Below are 19,767 nucleotides of genomic sequence, written 5' to 3' on the forward strand. Positions count from 1 at the left end.
ATCCGAGTCATGGCAATGACATGGACAGGTAAAGGATGCCACTCTTTGCCCCGTTCCCCAGCAACCCCCGGCGCACAGCGCCAGCACAGCAGTAACACAGCTCTACCCGGGTAGACCCCACCATCCCCATCTACCCGGACTGTCCCGGCCGCCACCCGCGGCCGCCGCAGAAGGAGTGTCACGAGTGCGCAGATCCCCCCGCACAGCAGCCGCGGCCGGCGTCCTGATCGCCGGAGCCGCCATGGTCGCTGTGAGCCTGCCCGCCGGAACGGCCTCGGCCCAGTCCGGCACCGCCGCCCAGGCCGCGTCGGCCCTGTCGGCCGCCAGCCACGTAGCCCCCCGGTCCGGCGCCCTGCCGGCCAGTCTGTCCCCGGCGCAGCAGTCGGCGCTGATCGCCCAGAAGCAGTCCCAGTCCTCGGTCACCGCTTCGTCGCTGCACCTGGGCGCGAACGAGAAGCTGGTCGTCAAGAACGTCCAGAAGGACGCGGACGGCAGCACCCACACCCGCTACGAGCGCACCTACCTCGGGCTCCCCGTGCTCGGCGGCGACCTGGTCGTCGCCCAGGACGCGGCCGGCGCCACCACCGGGGTGGACCAGGCGACCACCGCCACCATCGCGGTCAGCAGCATCACCCCGGCCAAGACCGCCGACTCCGCGAAGTCCTACGCGCTGACCGCCGCCAAGGCGGAGGGCGCCGCCAACGCGTCGGCGGCCGCCGCCCCCCGCAAGGTGATCTGGGCCGCCAGCGGCACCCCCACGCTCGCCTGGGAATCGGTGATCGGCGGCTTCCAGGACGACGGGACGCCGAACCAGCTGCACGTGATCACCGACGCCACCACCGGTGCCAAGCTGTTCCAGTACCAGGGCATCGAGAACAGCGTCGGCAACAGCGAGTACAGCGGACAGGTGAGCATCACCACCACCAAGTCCGGCTCCACGTACAACCTGACCGACGGCTCCCGCGGCGGCCACAGCACGTACAACCTGAACCACGGCACCTCGGGCAAGGGCACCCTGTTCACCGACGCCGACGACGTGTGGGGCGACGGCAACGGGGCCACCGCGCAGACCGCCGGTGTGGACGCCGCCTTCGGCGCCCAGGAGACCTGGGACTACTACAAGAACACCTTCGGCCGCAGCGGCATCCGCGGCGACGGTGTGGCGGCGTACTCCAGCACCCACTACGGCAACAACTATGTGAACGCCTTCTGGGACGACGGCTGCTTCTGCATGACCTACGGCGACGGCAGCGGCAACACCCACCCGCTGACCGCGCTGGACGTGGCCGGCCACGAGATGAGCCACGGCGTCACCGCGAACACCGCGGGCCTGAACTACTCCGGTGAGTCCGGCGGCCTGAACGAGGCCACCTCCGACATCATGGGCACCGGCGTGGAGTTCTACGCCAACACCGCCGCCGACCCGGGTGACTACCTGATCGGCGAGAAGATCAACATCAACGGCGACGGCTCGCCGCTGCGCTACATGGACAAGCCGAGCAAGGACGGCGGCTCGAAGGACTACTGGTCCTCCAGCCTGGGCGGCCTGGACGTGCACTACTCCTCCGGCCCGGCCAACCACTTCTTCTACCTGCTGTCCGAGGGCAGCGGCGCCAAGGTCATCGGCGGGGTCAGCTACAACAGCCCGACCTCCGACGGCCTGTCGGTGCCCGGCATCGGCCGGGACAACGCCCTCAAGCTCTGGTACAAGTCGCTCACCGAGCGCTTCACCTCCACCACCAACTACGCCGCGGCGCGCACCCAGTCGCTGCAGGCCGCGGCCGACCTGTGGGGCTCCGGCAGCGCCACGTACAACACGGTCGCCAACACCTGGGCCGCGATAGGCGTCGGCAGCCGCGTCAGCACCCCGACCGGCGTGACCGTCACCAACCCGGGCGCCCGGTCCTCCGTGGTGAACACGGCGACCAGCCTGCAGATCTCGGCCAGCAGCACCAACGGCGGCGCCCTGACCTACTCCGCCACCGGCCTGCCGACCGGCCTGTCGATCAACGCCTCCACCGGTCTGATCTCCGGCACCCCGACCGCGACCGGCACCTTCAACGTCACGGTCACGGCGAAGGACTCCACCAACGCCAGCGGGACCGCGTCCTTCACCTGGACGATCACCCCGACCGGCGGCGGCACCGGCGGCCAGCTGCTGCTCAACCCCGGCTTCGAGAGCGGCGCCGTCTCGTGGACCCAGTCCTCGGGCGTGATCGACAACAGCACCGGCGCCCCGGCCCACGCCGGCTCGTACAAGGCCTGGCTGGACGGCTACGGCACCACCCACACCGACACGCTGTCGCAGTCGGTGACCATCCCGGCCAACGCCACCACGGCCACCTTCTCGTACTACCTGTACATCACCACGGCGGAGACGACCAGCACGGCCTACGACAAGCTCACCGTCACGGCCGGCTCCACCACCCTGGCCAGCTACTCCAACATCGACAAGGGCACCGGCTACGTCCTGCGCTCGGTCAACCTGGCCTCGTTCAAGGGCCAGACCATCACCCTGAAGTTCACCGGCACCGAGGACTCCTCGCTGCAGACCTCGTTCCTGGTGGACGACACCGCGGTGAACGTCAGCTGATCACCTGATCGGCGGTACGCCGCCGAACACGCGGTAACCAGGACCCGGGCCGGCGCCCCCACCGCCGGCCCGGGTCTTCCGATTTTTACCTTTTATCTACGGTGTGGGGTGGTCATCCTGGGCGATTCCGGTCCGTACAGTGCGGTTTTGGACACACCTGCCCCACCAGTAGGAGATGGATATGGCAACCGGAACCGTGAAGTGGTTCAACTCGGAAAAAGGCTTCGGCTTCATCGAGCAGGACGGCGGCGGCTCCGACGTCTTCGCGCACTACTCCAACATCCTGTCGCAGGGTTACCGCGAGCTGCTCGAAGGCCAGAAGGTCGAGTTCGACGTCGCCCAGGGCCAGAAGGGTCCGCAGGCGGAGAACATCCGCCAGATGGGCTGAACCGCAACACGCCCGAAAAAGAAGGCCCGCACCGTCAGGTGCGGGCCTTCCGCGGTTACGCCCGGGCCGGGCGGCGGAGCGGCTAGCGCAGCACCCCCGCCGTCATCCCCTCCGTCTCCGGCGGCACCGCCATCAGGCCCAGCTCCGCCGGGGTCGCCAGCAGACGGTGGGACGGCAGCACCCGCACGGTGTAGCCGAAGGCGCCGGTGCGGTCCAGGGTCAGCTGGCCCTCGTACTGGTGGCGCCCGGTGTCGTCGGGCCGGCCGGCCGGCTTGAGCGACACCACGGACGGGGTGGTCAGCCGGTCGGCCGCGTCCACCCGCCCGGACAGCAGCTGGACGTCGACGTCCGCCGGGTCCAGGCCGCCCAGCGAGACCTGCGCCCGCAGGCTGAGGGTGGAGCCCAGCTCGGGGGTGCCGCCCTCGTCCACCGGGCCGGTCTCGACATGGTCGACCGCGACCTGCGGCCACTGCTGCCGCACCCGGCCCTTCCAGTCGGCCAGCTCGGCCGCCGCCGCGCCCTGGACGGCGCGGTGCGAACGGGCGGCGGGGGCGTACAGCTCATTGACGTAGTCGCGGACCATCCGGCCGGCCAGCACCTTGGGGCCGAGCGTGGTGAGGGTGTGCCGCACCATCTCGATCCAGCGCTGGGGGACGCCCTGCGGTCCGTGGTCGTAGAACCGCGGCGCGACCTGGTTCTCCAGCAGCTCGTAGAGGGCCGCGGCCTCCAGCTGGTCGCGGCGGTCCTCGTCGCTGAGGCCGTCGGCGGTGGGGATGGCCCAGCCGTTGTCGCCGTCGAACCACTCGTCCCACCAGCCGTCGAGCACCGACAGGTTGAGGCAGCCGTTGAGCGCGGCCTTCATTCCCGAGGTGCCGCAGGCCTCCAGCGGGCGCAGCGGGTTGTTCAGCCAGACGTCGCACCCGGGGTAGAGCCGGCGCGCCATCCGCATGTCGTAGTCCGGCAGGAAGACGATGCGGTGCCGGACCCGGGGGTCGTCGGTGAACCGGACCAGCTCCTGGACCAGCCGCTTTCCGCCGTCGTCGGCCGGGTGGGCCTTGCCGGCCACCACGATCTGGATCGGCCGCTCGGGGTGCAGCAGCATGCTCCTGAGCCGGTCCTGGTCGCGCAGCATCAAGGTGAGCCGCTTGTACGACGGGACCCGGCGGGCGAAGCCGATGGTGAGCACGTCCGGGTCGAGCACCTGGTCGGTCCAGCCGAGCTCCGCGTCGCCCGCGCCGCGCTGCCGCCAGGAGGCGCGCAGCCGGCGGCGGACGTCCTCCACCAGCTGCTCGCGCAGCTCGCGCCGCAGTTCCCAGATCGCGGTGTCGGGAGCGCCGTCGACCGCGTCCCAGCGGTCCTCGCCGCCGATGGTCACCGCGTCCTCGGCGGCCTGCGTGCCCGAGTGCCGCGCGGCGAGCGCCTGGACCTCCGGCGCCACCCAGGTGGGGGCGTGCACGCCGTTGGTGATCGAGGTGATCGGCACGTCCACCGGGTCGAAGCCGGGCCACAGGCCGGCGAACATCTCCCGGCTGACCGCGCCGTGCAGGGTGGACACGCCGTTGGCCCGCTGGGCCAGCCGCAGGCCCATGACGGCCATGTTGAACAGGTTGGGGTCACCGCCGGGATAGGTCTCCCGGCCGAGTTCGAGGATCCGGCCGATGTCCACGCCGGGCAGCTCGCCGCCGTCGCCGAGGTGGCGGCCGACCAGCTCCCGGTCGAAGCGGTCGATACCGGCCGGGACCGGGGTGTGGGTGGTGAAAAGGGTGCCGGCCCGTACCGCTTCCAGGGCCGCGTCGAAGCCGAGCCCTTCGAGCGAGAGCTCCCTTATGCGCTCCAGGCCGAGGAAGCCGGCGTGGCCCTCGTTGGTGTGGAAGACCTCGGGGTCGGGGTGGCCGGTGATCCGGCAGTAGGCGCGGACCGCCCGGACGCCGCCGATGCCGAGCAGCATCTCCTGGAGCAGCCGGTGCTCGCTGCCGCCGCCGTAGAGCCGGTCGGTGACATCGCGTTCCGCGAGCTGATTGCCCTCGACGTCGGAGTCGAGCAGCAGCAGCGGAACCCGCCCGACCTGGGCCTTCCAGATCCGGGCGCGCAGGGTGCGGCCGTCGGTGAGGGTCAGCGCGACCTCGGCGGGGGTGCCGTCGGCCTCGCGCAGCGGACCGACCGGCAGCGAATTGGGGTCGAGTACGGGATAGGTCTCCTGCTGCCAGCCCTCGCGGGACAGGCTCTGGCGGAAGTAGCCGTGCCGGTAGAGCAGGCCGACGCCGATCAGCGGTACGCCGAGGTCGCTGGCGGCCTTGAGGTGGTCCCCGGCGAGGATGCCGAGGCCGCCGCTGTACTGCGGCAGGGCGGAGGTGATGCCGAATTCGGGTGAGAAGTAGGCGATGGCGGCGGGCAGGTCACTCTGTTGCTGATACCAGCGGGGGTTGGTGGTGTAGTCGGCGAGATCCTCGGCCACGGCGGCGAGCCGGCGCAGAAAGCGCCGGTCGGCGGCGAGACCGGAGAGCCGCTCCTTGGACACGGCACCGAGCAGCCGCACCGGGTCTCCCTGGGCGGCCCGCCAGCCTTCCGGATCGACGTCCCGGAAGAGCTCTCTGGTCTCCTGATGCCATGACCAGCGTAGGTTTTGGGCCAGTTCCCCCAGCGGGCGCAGAGGTTCCGGCAGGACGGTGCGCACGGTGAATCGACGGATTGCCTTCACACCCCCGACCGTAGCTCCGTCGGTGGGGGAGCCGACAGTGATCTCCGGTATCCAGTGGTTCAAACGCTCCAACGGCGGCTCACGGAGGCGACCCGCGGCGGATTGGAGCACCTGCGTCGCGCTCCCGAAACGCGGGCATCCGGTGCGTTCACCCGGCGAGTGCGGGGCAGGCTGCACTGCGTGGCCCGGACTCACCGTTCAAGGTGACCCCGCTCACAGCTCCACCGGAGTGAACACGCAGAATGACGGTCCTGCGGGCAGTCTGGTCAGCAGAGCCCCTAGCACCAAGAACAGTTAAAAAGAGCAAGGATCCTCGTCCTCGTCCCGTTCCCCCACATGTACGAGTCTCCTGTACAAGTCTCCTGGACGGGTCAAGCTACGACACAGGTACGTGTCACCGGTTTGAGCCACCGCTACGAGCGTCACCCGGGCGTCGGCGCGAGCCCGGGCCGCGAACCACCGAGTGTCCCCATGCCCCGAATATCCCGAATATCCCGAGCTGTACAGGTGAGGCAATGATCGGTCGTATTCCCGTTGTCGATGTCCGCCCCGTCGTGGACTGCGGCCGCCGCCCGGCGAAGGCGGTGGCCGGAGAGACCTTCGAGGTGACGGCGATCGTGTTCCGGGAGGGGCACGACGCGGTGGCCGCCAATGTGGTGCTGCGCGATCCGGCCGGCCGGCCCGGACCGTACACGCCGATGCGCCCCCTGGAGCCGGGCACCGACCGCTGGGGGGCCCGGATCACCCCGGCCGCCGAGGGCCGCTGGACGTATGCCGTGGAGGGCTGGTCCGACCCGGTGGCGACCTGGCGGCACACGGCCGGCATCAAGATCCCGGCCGGTATCGACACCGAGCTGGTGCTCGCCGAGGGCGCCCTGCTGCACGAGCGGGCGGCGGCCGGGGTGCCCAAGGGGGACGACCGGACCGTGGTGCGGGCCGCGGTGGACGCGCTGCGCGACGAGAGCCGGCCGGCCTCGGCCCGGCACGCGGCGGCGCTGGCCCCGGCCGTGGTGGCCGTCCTGGACCGCTTCCCGCTGCGGGACCTGGTCAGCGCCTCCCGTCCGCTGCCGTTGCAGGTGGAGCGGGAGCGGGCGCTGTTCGGGTCCTGGTACGAGCTGTTCCCCCGCTCCGAGGGCGCGGTGGTCGAGCCCGGCCGGCCGCCGCGCTCGGGCACCTTCCGCACCGCGGCCGCGCGGCTGCCCGCGGTGGCCGCGATGGGGTTCGACGTGGTGTACCTGCCGCCGATCCACCCGATCGGCACGGCCTTCCGCAAGGGTCCCAACAACAGCCTCTCGGCGGCGCCGGAGGATGTCGGTTCGCCGTGGGCGATCGGCTCGCCGGAGGGCGGGCACGACGCGGTGCACCCGGATCTGGGCACGATCGAGGACTTCGACCGCTTCGTGGCCCGCGCCCGCGAGCTGGGGATGGAGGTGGCGCTGGACTTCGCCCTCCAGTGCTCCCCCGACCACCCCTGGGTGGGCAAGCACCCGGAGTGGTTCGTCCACCGCGCGGACGGCACCGTCGCCTACGCGGAGAACCCGCCGAAGAAGTACCAGGACATCTATCCGATCGCCTTCGACCAGGACTTCGCCGGGCTGGTCCGCGAGACGCTGCGGGTGCTGCGGCACTGGATGGCGCACGGCGTACGGATCTTCCGGGTCGACAACCCGCACACCAAGCCGGTCGTGTTCTGGGAGAAGGTGATCGGCGACATCAACCGGACCGACCCGGATGTGATCTTTCTCGCCGAGGCGTTCACCCGGCCTGCCATGATGAGCACGCTGGCGCAGATCGGCTTCCAGCAGTCGTACACCTATTTCACCTGGCGCAATGACAAGGCAGAACTGACCGACTACATGCTGGAGTTGAGCCGGGAGACGGCTGCCTGGATGCGGCCGAACTTCTTCGTCAACACCCCCGACATCCTGCATGCCTATCTGCAGGACGGCGGCCGTCCCGCGTTCGAGACCCGGGCCGTGCTCGCCGCCACCCTCTCCCCCAGCTGGGGGGTGTACGCGGGGTTCGAGCTGTGCGAGGCGACCCCCGCGAAACCGGGCAGTGAGGAGTATCTCGACTCGGAGAAGTACCAGCTGCGGCCGCGCGACTGGGCCGCGGCCGAAGCGGAGGGCCGCTCACTGGCCCCTCTGCTCACCACGCTCAACCGGCTGCGCCGCGGTCACCCGGCTCTGCGGCAGTTGCGGGACATCACCTTCCACCACGTCGACAACGACGCGTTGCTGGCCTACTCCAAACGGCGGGACGACGACGTCGTACTGGTGGTCGTCAACCTGGACCCGTTCCACACCCAGGAGGCGACCTTGTCGTTGAACATGCCAGAACTCGGCCTCTCCTGGCACGAGTCGTTCCCGGTGCGCGACGAGCTCACCGGCGAGACCTACCACTGGGGCAGGGACAACTATGTGCGCCTTGAGCCGGGCCGCGCGCCCGCGCACGTGCTGTCACTGCGACCGTCTCCATCGATCGGAGGGTCACTCAGTTGATCGTCAACGAACCCGTACCTGACACCTTCGAGGACACACCGGCCAAGGACCGAGATCCCGAATGGTTCAAACGGGCGGTGTTCTACGAAGTCCTCGTCCGTTCCTTCCAGGACAGCAACGGCGACGGCGTCGGTGACCTGAAGGGAATCACCGCCAAACTCGACTATCTGCAATGGCTGGGCGTCGACTGCCTGTGGCTGCCGCCGTTCTTCGCGTCCCCCCTGCGGGACGGCGGCTACGACGTGTCCGACTACACGGCGGTGCTGCCGGAGTTCGGCGACCTGGCCGACTTCGTCGAATTCGTGGACGCCGCCCACCAGCGCGGCATGCGCGTGATCATCGACTTCGTCATGAACCACACCAGTGACCAGCACGAGTGGTTCCAGCAGTCCCGCAGCGACCCCACCGGGCCGTACGGCGACTACTACACCTGGGCGGACGACGACAAGCAGTTCCCGGACGCCCGGATCATCTTCGTCGACACCGAAACGTCCAACTGGACGTTCGACCCGGTGCGCAAGCAGTACTTCTGGCACCGGTTCTTCTCCCACCAGCCGGACCTCAACTACGAGAACCCGCAGGTGCAGGAGGAGATCCTCGCCGCGCTGCGGTTCTGGCTGGACCTCGGCATCGACGGTTTCCGCCTGGACGCGGTGCCGTACCTCTACCAGCAGGAGGGCACCAACTGCGAGAACCTGCCGCAGACCCACAACTTCCTCAAGCGGGTCCGGGAGGAGATCGACGCGCACTACCCCGACACGGTGGTGCTCGCCGAGGCCAACCAGTGGCCCGAGGACGTCGTGGACTACTTCGGCGACTTCGAGAAGGGCGGCGACGAATGCCATATGGCGTTCCACTTCCCGGTGATGCCGCGCATCTTCATGGCGGTGCGCCGCGAGTCGCGCTACCCGGTCTCCGAAGTGCTGGCCAAGACCCCGGCGATCCCGGAGGGCTGCCAGTGGGGCATCTTCCTGCGGAACCACGACGAGCTGACCCTCGAAATGGTCACCGACGAGGAACGCGACTACATGTACGCGGAGTACGCCAAGGACCCGCGGATGCGGGCCAACATCGGGATCCGCCGCCGGCTGGCCCCGCTGCTGGACAACGACCGCAACCAGATCGAACTGTTCACCGCGCTGCTGCTGTCGCTGCCCGGCTCGCCGATCCTCTACTACGGCGACGAGATCGGGATGGGCGACAACATCTGGCTCGGTGACCGGGACGGTGTGCGTACTCCCATGCAGTGGACGCCGGACCGCAACGCCGGCTTCTCCTCCAGTGATCCCGGCCGGCTCTTCCTGCCGACGATCATGGACCCGGTCTACGGCTACCAGGTCACCAATGTCGAGGCGCAGATGAGCTCTCCCAGCTCGCTGCTGCACTGGACCCGGAGGATGATCGAGATCCGCAAGCAGAACCGGGCGTTCGGCCAGGGCTCCTACACCGAGCTGCCGTCCAGCAACCCGGCCGTGCTGGCCTTCCTGCGGGAGGACGGCGACGACCTGGTGCTGTGCGTGAACAACTTCTCCCGGTTCGCCCAGCCCACCGAGCTGGACCTGCGGCAGTTCGCGGGCCGCCATCCGGTGGAGCTGATCGGTGGGGTACGCTTCCCCGCGATCGGCCAACTGCCGTACCTGCTGACCTTGGCGGGACACGGTTTCTACTGGTTCCGGCTGCGCCGCGACCAGGTCTGACGAGGGGGGGCCGGGTCGCCCGGCCCCCCGTGCGCCCGACATGCGGGTGCGATCGACCTTTGGCAAGATCCAGAGATGTCCAGAGGTATCCATACGTACCCCCCAGCAGCCCGTACGGCGGTTTCCTGTCACCCGCCCGGGGCAGGCTCCCCCGTGTCGCCGGACAGCCCGCACCCGCCATCCGGGAGGCTGGCGCCCCCGCCGCTCGCAGCAGCGGCAGGGAGCGCGATTCCCCGGGGAAAGGACGTCATGTCGGACAGCTCCTGGACCCGCGTACCTCCTGTGCCGCCAGCACCTTCGGCGGCGGCTTCCGAGCCGCCTTCGGAGCCGACTTCTGAGCAGGCTTCTGAGCAGGCTCCGAAGCAGATTGCGGAGCAGACCTCGGGGCCGGCATCCCAGCCCGCGCCTGACCGGACTCCGGGGCCGGCCGCCGGGCCGCTCCCGGTGCCGCCGCCCGCCCGCCGCGACCTGGAGCCGGGGCTGCTGAACTCGCTCGACCCGCTGCTGCGCGGCTGGCTGCCGCGCCAGCGCTGGTTCGCCGGCAAGGGCCTGCCGATCGGCCGCCTCCGGCTGGCCCAGGCGACCGAGCTGGTGCCGCCCGGCGGCCGGCTCGGCCCGCTGGGACTGCTGCATGTGCTGATCGACGTGGAGCAGCCGGGACGGCCCGCGGACTGCTACCAACTGCTGCTGGGCGCTCACCCTCTGCTGCCGTCGTCGCTGGTCCGCGCGGCCCTCGGCCCCGCGGTCGGCGGCCCCTACGACGGGCTGACGCTGTACGACGCCCCGCACGACCCGCAGCTGACCGCCGTGCTGCTGGACCGGCTGCGGCTGCCGGGACGCACCGGCCGGCTGCGCTTCACCGCCGAGCCGACCGCCGCCTTCCCGCCGGGGCTGACGCCGCGGCTGTCCACCGCCGAGCAGTCCAACACCTCGGTGGTGTACGGCGACGCGTACATCCTCAAGCTGTTCCGCCGGGTCTCCCCCGGCACCAATCCGGACCTGGAGCTGTCGCTGGCGCTGGCCAGGGCGGGCTCGCGGCGGGTGGCGGAGCCGGTGGCCTGGTTCGAGGCGGTGGACGAGCCGTCGCAGGGCTCGGCGCCGGCCGGTGAGCCGGTCACCCTCGGGGTGCTGCAGCGGTTCCTGCCGGGGTCCTCCGACGGCTGGACGCTGGCCACCGCCTCGGTCGCCGGGGACGGCGACTTCCGGGCGGACGCGGCCGCGCTCGGCCGGGCCACCGCCGAGGTGCACGCCGCACTGGCCGAGGCGCTGCCCGCGCACCGGCTGGACGGCGCGGCGCTGGAACGTATCGCCTCGGGCATGGCACGGCGCCTGGAGGAGACGGCCGCCGAGGTGCCCTCGATACGACCGTATGCCGCGGCGCTGCGCTCCGCCTACGACGACCTGGCCAAGCTGGGCGCGAGCGGTGGGGCCGGCGGGGCGGCGGGCGGGGTGACCGCCCAGCGGGTGCACGGCGATCTGCACCTCGGGCAGGCGCTGCGCGGCCCGGACGGCGTCTGGGTGCTGATCGACTTCGAGGGCGAGCCGGCCCGGCCGCTCGCCGAACGCCGCCGGCCGGCGCCGCCGGTCCAGGACGTGGCCGGCATGCTGCGCTCCTTCGACTACGCCGCCCACCACGGCGGCAACGGCCCGTGGGCCGCCCGCCACCGCGACGCCTACCTCGCCGGATACGCCGAGGTGTCCGGTGTGGATCCACGCGAACAACCGGTACTCATACGGGCCTTCGAGACGGACAAGGCGGTCTACGAAGCCCGGTACGAGGCCCGGCACCGCCCCGACTGGCTGCCCATACCGCTGTCCGCGCTGGCCCGCCTGGCCGGCGGGACGGCGTGAGGAACTGTGAAGAACCGCGAGGACCGTGGGGAACGGTGAAGAACCGTGAGGAACAACGCCGCGGTCCGCACCCGCCCCACCCGCCCCAGCTGCCCGATCCGTCTGAGGAGACCCCGCCCGTGACCGCCCGCACTCCCGACTCACCGCAGGACCGCTCCGGCGACTGGCCGGCCGCCTCCGAGACGCGCGACAGCCGCGACGACCACGACGCCCGCGACGCGCGTGACGAACCCCGCGCCCCCGGCGGCCTGGCCGAGAGCGACCGCCGGCGGCTGCTGGACGGCGCCCACCACGACCCGCACGGGCTGCTCGGCGCGCACCCGGTGCCCGGCGGAGTGCTGCTGCGGGCGCTGCGGCCCTACGCCCGGGGTGTGGCGGTGGTGGCCGACGGGCTGCGCGCCGAACTCGCCCCGGAGGGCGAGGGGCTGTTCGCCGCGGTGCTGCCGCTGACCGAGGTGCCGGCCGACTACCGGCTGGCGGTGACCTACGACGACGGCGAGCAGCTGCTGGACGATCCGTACCGCTTCCTGCCCGCGCTCGGCGAGCTGGACCTGCACCTGATCGGCGAGGGCCGGCACGAGCAGCTGTGGCGGGCGCTGGGTTCGCAGCCGATGACGCACGGCGGGGTGGCGGGCACCCGGTTCGCGGTGTGGGCGCCGAACGCCCGCGGGGTGCGGCTGGCCGCCGACTTCAACTTCTGGGACGGCGTGGCCTTCCCGATGCGCTCGCTGGGCGGCACCGGGGTGTGGGAGCTGTTCGTGCCCGGCGTCGGCGCCGGCACCGCGTACAAGTACGAGATCACCCGTCCCGACGGCTCCCGCGGTATGAAGGCCGACCCGATGGCCCGCGCCACCGAGCAGCCGCCGGCCACCGCCTCGCTGGTCACCGAGTCCTCCTACAGCTGGCAGGACCGGGACTGGATGGCCCGCCGCGCGGACACCCCGGCGCACTTGGCGCCGCTCTCGGTCTACGAGGTACACCTGGGGTCCTGGCGCCCGGGGCTGAGCTATCGCGAGCTGGCCGAGCAGCTGCCCGCCTATGTCTCCGAACTCGGCTTCACGCACGTGGAGTTGATGCCCGTCGCCGAACACCCCTTCGGCGGCTCGTGGGGCTACCAGGTGACGTCGTACTACGCGCCGACCTCGCGGCTCGGCTCGCCGGACGACTTCCGCTTCCTGGTGGACGCGCTGCACCGGGCCGGGATCGGCGTGATCATGGACTGGGTGCCGGCCCACTTCCCCAAGGACGAGTGGGCGCTGGCCCGCTTCGACGGGCTGCCGCTGTACGAGCCGGCCGACCCGCGCCGGGCCGAGCACCCGGACTGGGGCACCCTGGAGTTCGACTTCGGCCGGACCGAGGTGCGCAACTTCCTGGTGGCCAACGCGGTGTACTGGTGCGAGGAGTTCCATATCGACGGGCTGCGGGTGGACGCGGTGGCCTCGATGCTCTACCTCGACTACTCCCGTGAGGGCGGCGACTGGCTGCCCAACGAGTTCGGCGGCCGGGAGAATCTGGACGCGGTGGCGTTCCTCCAGGAGATGAACGCGACCGTCTACCGGCGCTGCCCGGGCGCGGTCACCATCGCCGAGGAGTCCACCGCCTGGGACGGCGTGACCCGCGCCACCCACCACATCGGCCCGACCGGCTTCGGCGGTCTCGGCTTCGGCCTGAAGTGGAACATGGGCTGGATGCACGACTCGCTGGACTACATGGCGCACGAGCCGGTGTACCGCAGATACCACCACAACGAGATGACGTTCTCGATGGTGTACGCGTACAGCGAGAACTACGTACTGCCCATCTCGCACGACGAGGTGGTGCACGGCAAGGGCTCGCTGGTGAACAAGATGCCGGGCGACTGGTGGCAGCGGCGGGCCAGTGTGCGGGCCTATCTGGCCTTCATGTGGGCCCACCCGGGCAAGCAACTGCTCTTCATGGGCCAGGAGTTCGCCCAGGGCTCGGAGTGGTCGCACGACAAGGGCCCGGACTGGTGGCTGCTGGACGAGACCTACCCGGCGGCGGCCGACCACCGCGGGGTACGGGACCTGGTCCGCGAGCTCAACGCGGTCTATGTCGCGACGCCGGCCCTGTGGCAGCGCGACACCGACCCGGCCGGCTTCGCCTGGGTCGACGGCGGCGCCTCGGAGGACAACACCTTCTCCTTCCTGCGCCACGACGCGGCCGGCGAGCCGCTGCTGTGCGTCAGCAACTTCTCCCCGGTGGTCCGCGAGGGCTACCGGCTGGGAGTGCCGGAGGGCGTCTGGGCGCAGGTGCTCAACACCGACGAGCAGCGCTACGGCGGCAGCGGCGTGGCCGCCGACAGCCCGCTGAAGAGCGAGCCGTCGGCCTGGCACGGCCGCCCGCACAGCATCCAGGTGACCCTGCCGCCGCTGGCGACGGTGTGGCTGCGCCCGGTGGGATGAGCGGCTGAGCCGGTGACCCGGTGGGCAGCCGCTCGGTCGAGCGGCCGCTCACCGGGTCAGAAGACCGACTCCGCCTCGTCCATCCGGTCCTCGGGGACCGTCTTGAGGTGGGTGATCGCGTCGGCCAGCGGGACCATCGTCACGCGGGTGCCGTGCAGGGCCGTCATATGTCCGAAGGCGCCCTTGTGCGCCGCCTCGACCGCGTGCCAGCCGAAGCGGTTGGCGAGGATGCGGTCGTAGGCGGTGGGCACGCCGCCGCGCTGGACATGGCCGAGGATGACCGGGCGGGCCTCCTTGCCCAGGCGCGCCTCCAGTTCGCGGGCGAGGGTGGTGCCGATACCGGTGAAGCGCTCGTGGCCGTACTTGTCGATCTCGCCGACGCCGTAGTCCATGGTGTCCTTCGCCGGGTGCGCGCCCTCGGCGACGCAGATCACGGCGAACTTCTTGCCGCGGGCGAAGCGCTCCTCGATCATGGCCACCAGGTCGGCGGGGTCGAAGGGCCGCTCGGGCACGCAGATGCCGTGGGCGCCCGAGGCCATGCCGGCCTCCAGCGCGATCCAGCCGGCGTGCCGGCCCATCACCTCGACCACCATGACGCGCTGGTGGGACTCGGCGGTGGTCTTGAGGCGGTCGATGGCCTCGGTGGCGACGGTGACCGCGGTGTCGAAACCGAAGGTGCGGTCGGTGCCGTTGATGTCGTTGTCGATCGTCTTGGGCACGCCGACCACCGGCATACCGGCGTCGGACAGCATCCGGGCGGCGGTCAGGGTGCCCTCGCCGCCGATCGGGATGAGCACGTCCAGGCCGTACTGGGCGCAGAGTTCGTCCGCGTTGTCCGCGGCCTCGCGCAGCCGGTCGCGCTCCAGCCGGGCCGAGCCCAGGATGGTGCCGCCGCGGGCGAGGATGCCGCTGACCGAATTGAGGTCCAGGGGCCGCAGGCGGCCCTCCAGCAGTCCGACGAAGCCATCCTCGAAGCCGATGACCTCGTCGCCGTGGCCGGTCATCGCCCGGTGGACCACGGACCTGATGACAGCGTTCAGTCCGGGGCAGTCGCCGCCCGCGGTGAGGACTCCGATGCGCATGAGGTGGTGTCTCCAAAGAGGTGCGGGTGGGTCGGCACGGGGCCGCTCACGGTGGGCGCGATGTTCACTTCTCTTACGGGGACTTCGGTACCAGCGTGCACTCGGTGATCCGCCCGGCGAGATAGTCGTCCACATTGCGGACGGTCGCTTCGACGATCTGGCTGACGGCTTCGACGGTGAAGTACCCCTGATGGGAGGTGACCAACACCTGCGGATGGGTCAGCAGTCGCGCCAGTGTCTCGTCCGTCATCACCTCCAGTGATTTGTCATAGAAGAAGACTCCTGCCTCCTCCTCGTACACGTCCAGTCCCACCCCGTCGAGCCGTCCCTGGTCCAGCGCCTCCATCAGCGCGGCGGAGTCGACCAGTCCGCTGCGGCTGGTGTTGACCAGGACCACGTCGTCCTTCATCCCGGCCAGCCGCCGGGCGTCGATCAGATGGTGGGTGGACGGCATCAACGGCACGTGCAGGCTGATCAGATCGGACTCGCGGCACAGCCTGTCCAGCTCCACGTATTCCATCCCGAGCCGCTCGCACTCGGGGTTGACGGTGATGTCCCAGCCCAGCAGCCGCATGCCGAAGCCGCCGGCGATCGCGGCGAAGGCGGTGCCGATCCGGCCGGTGCCGATCACCCCCACGGTACGCCCGTGGAAGTCGCGGCCGAGCAGGCCGTCCAGCCGGAAGTCGAAGTCGCGGGTGCGGCGGGAGGCCCGCACGATCCGGCGGTTGAGCGCCATGGCCAGGCCCCAGGAGAACTCGGCCACCGCGTGCGGGGAGTAGGCGGCGACCCGGGCCACGGTGAGGCCGAGCCGCTCGGCGTGGTCGAGGTCGATGTTGTTGTACCCGGTGGACCGCTGGGTGATCAGCCGGGTGCCGCCGCGCACCAGGGCCTCCAGCACCGGCGCGTCCAGCACCGCGCTCACACTGGTGGAGACCGCTTCGTAGCCGGCCGCGAGCGGCACCGTCTCGGCGGTCAGATTCGTCTCCAGCGCGCGGACGGTGTGCCGGGGGGCGAAGGCCCGCTCCAGCAGCGGCCGCTCGTCGCGCTGCACTCCGGTCACCAGGACATCCACCGCACCGGCCTCCTCTCGGCCAAACCGCCCCCTGCTGTTCACCCTACGTGCACTCCGCGGTGAACCGATAGACCCTATATCCGGGTATTTACGGTGCTGGGAACACGGTCCGTGAGCGGTGGGCCCCCTTGGCGGGCGACAGCCCGGCGGGCACGTTAGCGTCGTGGGTGCGTACGGCCGTACGCGCGGGCCCGCCGCCGGGCGGCGGGGACAGAACGGAGCACTTCGGTGACGCGCAGCGTCTATGTCACGGGGATCGGCCGCGGCGACGGCCGCCAGGTCGTGGAGCTGGGGGTGATGGAGCTGCTGACCCGGCAGGTGGACCGGGTCGGGATCTACCGCCCGCTGGTGCACGACGCCCCCGACCGCATCTTCGAGCTGCTGCGCAGCCGCTACCGGCTCGCCCAGGACGAGGGCACGGTCTTCGGCATGGGCTACGAGGAGGCCGCCGCGCTCCAGGCCGAGCAGGGCCAGGAGGCGCTGACCGCCCGGCTGGTCGAGGGCTATCTGCGGGTCGCCGAGTCCTTCGAGACGGTGCTGATCCTGGGCTCGGACTTCGCCGACACCAATCTGCCCGCCGAGCTGGGGGTCAACGCGCGGCTGGCCAACGAGTGCGGCGCCTCGGTGCTGGCGGTGATAGGCGGCCGCGAGCAGAGCGCCGAGTCGGTGGCAGCGGAGGTCCGCAACGCGCACCACGCGTACACCAACCTGGGCTGCGACGTGATAGCCCTCGTGGCCAACCGGGTGGATCCCGGTGAGGTCGAGGAGGCGGCGGAGCTGCTGCGCCGCGCCCTGGACGTCCCGGTGTACGTACTCCCCGAGGAGCCGGCGCTGTCCGCGCCGACCGTCTCCCAGATCGTGGAGCACCTGGGGGCCGAGGTGCTGCTCGGCGACGAGGCCGGGCTGGCCCGGGACGCGATGGGCTTCGTCTTCGGCGGCGCGATGCTGCCGACCTTCCTGCCGGCGCTGACCCCGGGCTGCGTGGTGGTGACCCCGGGCGACCGGGCCGATCTGATCATCGGGTCGCTGGCCGCGCACTCGGCCGGCTCGCCGCCGATCGCCGGGGTGCTGCTGACGCTGGACGAGAAGCCGGGGCCCGACATCCTGGCGCTGGCCGACCGGCTGGCGCCGGGCACCCCGGTGATCGCGGTGGCCACCGGTTCCTTCCCGACCGCGGCCGGGCTGTTCACCCTGGACGGCAAGCTGGGCGCCGGCACGCCGCGCAAGGCGGAGACCGCGCTCGGCCTGTTCGAGACCCATGTGGACACCGCCGAGCTGACCGAGCGCTTCTCGGTGGCCCGCTCCGAGCGGGTCACCCCGATGATGTTCGAGCACGCCCTGCTGGAGCGCGCCCGGGCCGACAAACGGCGGATCGTGCTGCCCGAGGGCGGCGAGGAACGGATTCTGCGGGCCGCCGAGGTGCTGCTGCGCCGGGGCGTCTGCGATCTGACCCTGCTCGGCGACGAGGCCGCGATCCGCAAGAAGGCCGGCGATCTCGGCATCGTGCTGGACGATCCGGCGGTGCTGGTCATCGACCCGCAGACCTCACCCCTGCGGGAACGATTCGCCGAGCTCTACGCGCGGCTGCGGGCGCACAAGGGCGTCTCCTTCGAGCTGGCCTACGACATAGTGGCCGACGTCTCCTACTTCGGCACCCTGATGGTGCAGGAGGGGCTCGCCGACGGCATGGTCTCGGGCGCGGTGCACTCCACCGCGGCCACCATCCGGCCGGCCTTCGAGATCATCAAGACCCGGCCGGACGCCGCGATCGTCTCCTCGGTGTTCTTCATGTGCCTGGCCGACAAGGTGCTCGTCTACGGCGACTGCGCGGTCAATCCCGACCCGGACGCCGAGCAGCTCGCCGACATCGCCGTCCAGGCGGCCGGCACCGCGGCCCGCTTCGACGTGGAGCCGCGGATCGCCATGCTGTCGTACTCCACCGGCACCTCGGGCACCGGCGCCGACGTGGACAAGGTGCGGACGGCCACCGAACTGCTGCGTGCGCGGCGGCCCGACCTGCTGGTCGAGGGACCGATCCAGTACGACGCGGCCGTCTCGCCGACGGTGGCGGCCGCCAAGCTGCCGGGCTCGCCGGTGGCCGGGCAGGCGACCGTACTGATCTTCCCGGACCTCAACACCGGCAACAACACCTACAAGGCGGTGCAGCGTTCGGCCGGCGCGGTCGCGGTCGGACCGGTCATGCAGGGCCTGCGCAAGCCGGTCAACGACCTGTCGCGGGGCGCCCTGGTGCAGGACATCGTCAACACCGTCGCCATCACGGCGATCCAGGCGCAGGGGGACGGCCAGTGAGCGCGACCAGGGTTCTCGTCCTCAACTCCGGCTCCAGCTCGGTGAAGTACCAATTGCTGGAGATGACCGACCACAGCCGGCTCGCCTCCGGCCTGGTGGAGCGGATCGGCGAGGAGGGCGGGGTGGCCGACCACACGGCGGCGCTGCGGCAGGTGGCCGCCGAGCTGGAGGACCGCGGCCTCGGCCTGGACTCCCCCGAACTGGCCGCGGTCGGCCACCGGGTGGTGCACGGCGGCACCAGCTTCACCGAGCCGACCCTGGTCACCGACGCCGTACTCGCCGAGATCGAGCGGCTGGTGCCGCTGGCGCCGCTGCACAACCCGGCCAACATCACCGGCATCAAGGTGGCCCGCGACCTGCGGCCCGACCTGCCGCAGGTCGCCGTCTTCGACACCGCCTTCCACGCCACCATCCCGGAGGCCGCCGCCCGCTACGCCATCGACACCGCGACCGCCGACCGCTACGGCATCCGCCGCTACGGCTTCCACGGCACCTCGCACGCCTATGTGTCCCGGGCCGCCGCCGCGCTGCTCGGCAGGGCCCCGGCCGAGGTCAATGTGATCGTGCTGCACCTGGGCAACGGCGCCTCGGCGTCGGCGGTCAGGGGCGGGGTGTGCGTGGACACCTCGATGGGGATGACGCCGCTGGAGGGCCTGGTGATGGGCACCAGGTCCGGCGACATCGACCCCGCGGTGGTCTTCCACCTGGCGCGGGTGGCCGGAATGGACGTCGACGCGATCGACACGCTGCTGAACAAGGGATCAGGGCTGCTGGGCCTGAGCGGCGACAACGACATGCGGGAGATCGGCCGCCGGATGGCCGAGGGCGACGAGCGGGCCCGGCTGGCCTTCGACGTGTACGTGCACCGGCTGCGCCGCTACGTGGGTGCCTTCACCGCGGTGCTGGGCCGGGTGGACGCGGTGGTCTTCACGGCCGGCGTCGGTGAGAACTCCGCCGCGGTACGGGCGGCCGCGCTTTCCGGCCTGGAGGGCCTGGGCATCGAGGTGGACCCGGTGCGCAACGCGGTGCGCGGCTCCGCGGCCCGGCTGATTTCGGCCGAATCCAGCCGGGTGTCGGTCGCAGTGGTGCCCACCGACGAGGAGCTCGAGATCGCCCGCGATACTTACGCATTGGCCCGCGGTTGACCGTCCC

11 protein-coding genes are annotated in these 19,767 nt (G+C 71.1%); 8 read left to right on the plus strand and 3 right to left on the minus strand.

What is annotated here, in order from left to right; all coding sequences use genetic code 11:
* The first annotated feature begins 184 nt into the window (after positions 1–184).
* Complete coding sequence (locus ACFO3J_RS04930; RefSeq protein WP_386426446.1) at positions 185–2,593, plus strand: M4 family metallopeptidase; 2,409 nt, start codon at positions 185–187, stop codon at positions 2,591–2,593.
* Positions 2,594–2,774: 181 nt separating this feature from the next.
* The gene (locus ACFO3J_RS04935; RefSeq protein ID WP_386426448.1) at positions 2,775–2,981 is read left to right on the plus strand and encodes a cold-shock protein; all 207 of its coding nucleotides are present in this window, start codon (positions 2,775–2,777) and stop codon (positions 2,979–2,981) included.
* 82 nt (positions 2,982–3,063) lie between these two features.
* On the opposite strand, the gene ACFO3J_RS04940 is transcribed toward ACFO3J_RS04935, so the two are convergent.
* A complete protein-coding gene (locus tag ACFO3J_RS04940; protein ID WP_386426449.1) occupies positions 3,064–5,679 on the minus strand; it encodes a glycosyltransferase family 1 protein in 2,616 nt (871 codons plus the stop codon).
* A gap of 515 nt (positions 5,680–6,194) precedes the next feature.
* Here ACFO3J_RS04940 and ACFO3J_RS04945 point away from each other — a divergent pair.
* The 4 genes from ACFO3J_RS04945 (at position 6,195) to glgB (ending at position 14,151) form a co-directional block, all read left to right on the plus strand.
* Positions 6,195–8,180: an alpha-1,4-glucan--maltose-1-phosphate maltosyltransferase gene (locus tag ACFO3J_RS04945; RefSeq protein WP_386426451.1), complete on the plus strand. Its 1,986-nt coding sequence runs from the start codon at positions 6,195–6,197 to the stop codon at positions 8,178–8,180.
* Entirely contained in the window at positions 8,177–9,877 is a 1,701-nt protein-coding gene (gene treS, locus ACFO3J_RS04950) for a maltose alpha-D-glucosyltransferase (protein ID WP_386426453.1), read from the plus strand. Before ACFO3J_RS04945 ends, treS begins: the two co-directional genes overlap by 4 nt.
* 444 nt (positions 9,878–10,321) lie before the next feature.
* Entirely contained in the window at positions 10,322–11,728 is a 1,407-nt protein-coding gene (locus ACFO3J_RS04955) for a maltokinase N-terminal cap-like domain-containing protein (protein WP_386426455.1), read from the plus strand.
* Positions 11,729–11,847: 119 nt separating this feature from the next.
* The gene (glgB, locus tag ACFO3J_RS04960) at positions 11,848–14,151 is read left to right on the plus strand and encodes a 1,4-alpha-glucan branching enzyme (RefSeq protein ID WP_386426457.1); all 2,304 of its coding nucleotides are present in this window, start codon (positions 11,848–11,850) and stop codon (positions 14,149–14,151) included.
* Between the two features lie 56 nt (positions 14,152–14,207).
* Here the strand turns inward: glgB and ACFO3J_RS04965 are convergent, their stop codons facing one another.
* Both ACFO3J_RS04965 and ACFO3J_RS04970 read right to left on the minus strand, forming a co-directional pair.
* Positions 14,208–15,233 carry an ATP-dependent 6-phosphofructokinase gene (locus ACFO3J_RS04965; RefSeq protein WP_386426459.1) on the minus strand — a complete coding sequence of 342 codons (1,026 nt, stop codon included), beginning with the start codon at positions 15,231–15,233 and terminating at the stop codon, positions 14,208–14,210.
* A 73-nt stretch (positions 15,234–15,306) separates the two neighbouring features.
* Positions 15,307–16,305, minus strand: a complete 999-nt coding sequence (locus ACFO3J_RS04970; protein WP_386426461.1) for a 2-hydroxyacid dehydrogenase — start codon at positions 16,303–16,305, stop codon at positions 15,307–15,309.
* Positions 16,306–16,533: 228 nt separating this feature from the next.
* On the opposite strand from ACFO3J_RS04970, the gene pta reads away from it, so the two are divergent.
* Both pta and ACFO3J_RS04980 read left to right on the plus strand, forming a co-directional pair.
* Positions 16,534–18,615 (plus strand): phosphate acetyltransferase, encoded by a 2,082-nt coding sequence (gene pta, locus ACFO3J_RS04975; RefSeq protein ID WP_386426463.1) that lies wholly within the window; start codon positions 16,534–16,536, stop codon positions 18,613–18,615.
* Positions 18,612–19,760: an acetate/propionate family kinase gene (locus tag ACFO3J_RS04980; protein WP_386426465.1), complete on the plus strand. Its 1,149-nt coding sequence runs from the start codon at positions 18,612–18,614 to the stop codon at positions 19,758–19,760. The genes pta and ACFO3J_RS04980 overlap by 4 nt, the downstream gene beginning before the upstream one ends.
* The last annotated feature ends 7 nt before the right edge of the window (positions 19,761–19,767 follow it).

Origin of the sequence: Streptomyces polygonati (genome assembly GCF_042650325.1) — a bacterium.
Taxonomy (GTDB): domain Bacteria; phylum Actinomycetota; class Actinomycetes; order Streptomycetales; family Streptomycetaceae; genus Actinacidiphila; species Actinacidiphila polygonati.

Excerpts from the sequence above, each read along its gene's own strand:
- ACFO3J_RS04935 (WP_386426448.1), top strand. The coding sequence starts at position 2,775 with ATGGCAACCGGAACCGTGAAGTGGTTCAACTCGGAAAAAGGCTTCGGC.
- ACFO3J_RS04945 (WP_386426451.1), top strand. The coding sequence starts at position 6,195 with ATGATCGGTCGTATTCCCGTTGTCGATGTCCGCCCCGTCGTGGACTGC.
- ACFO3J_RS04965 (WP_386426459.1), bottom strand. The coding sequence starts at position 15,233 with ATGCGCATCGGAGTCCTCACCGCGGGCGGCGACTGCCCCGGACTGAAC.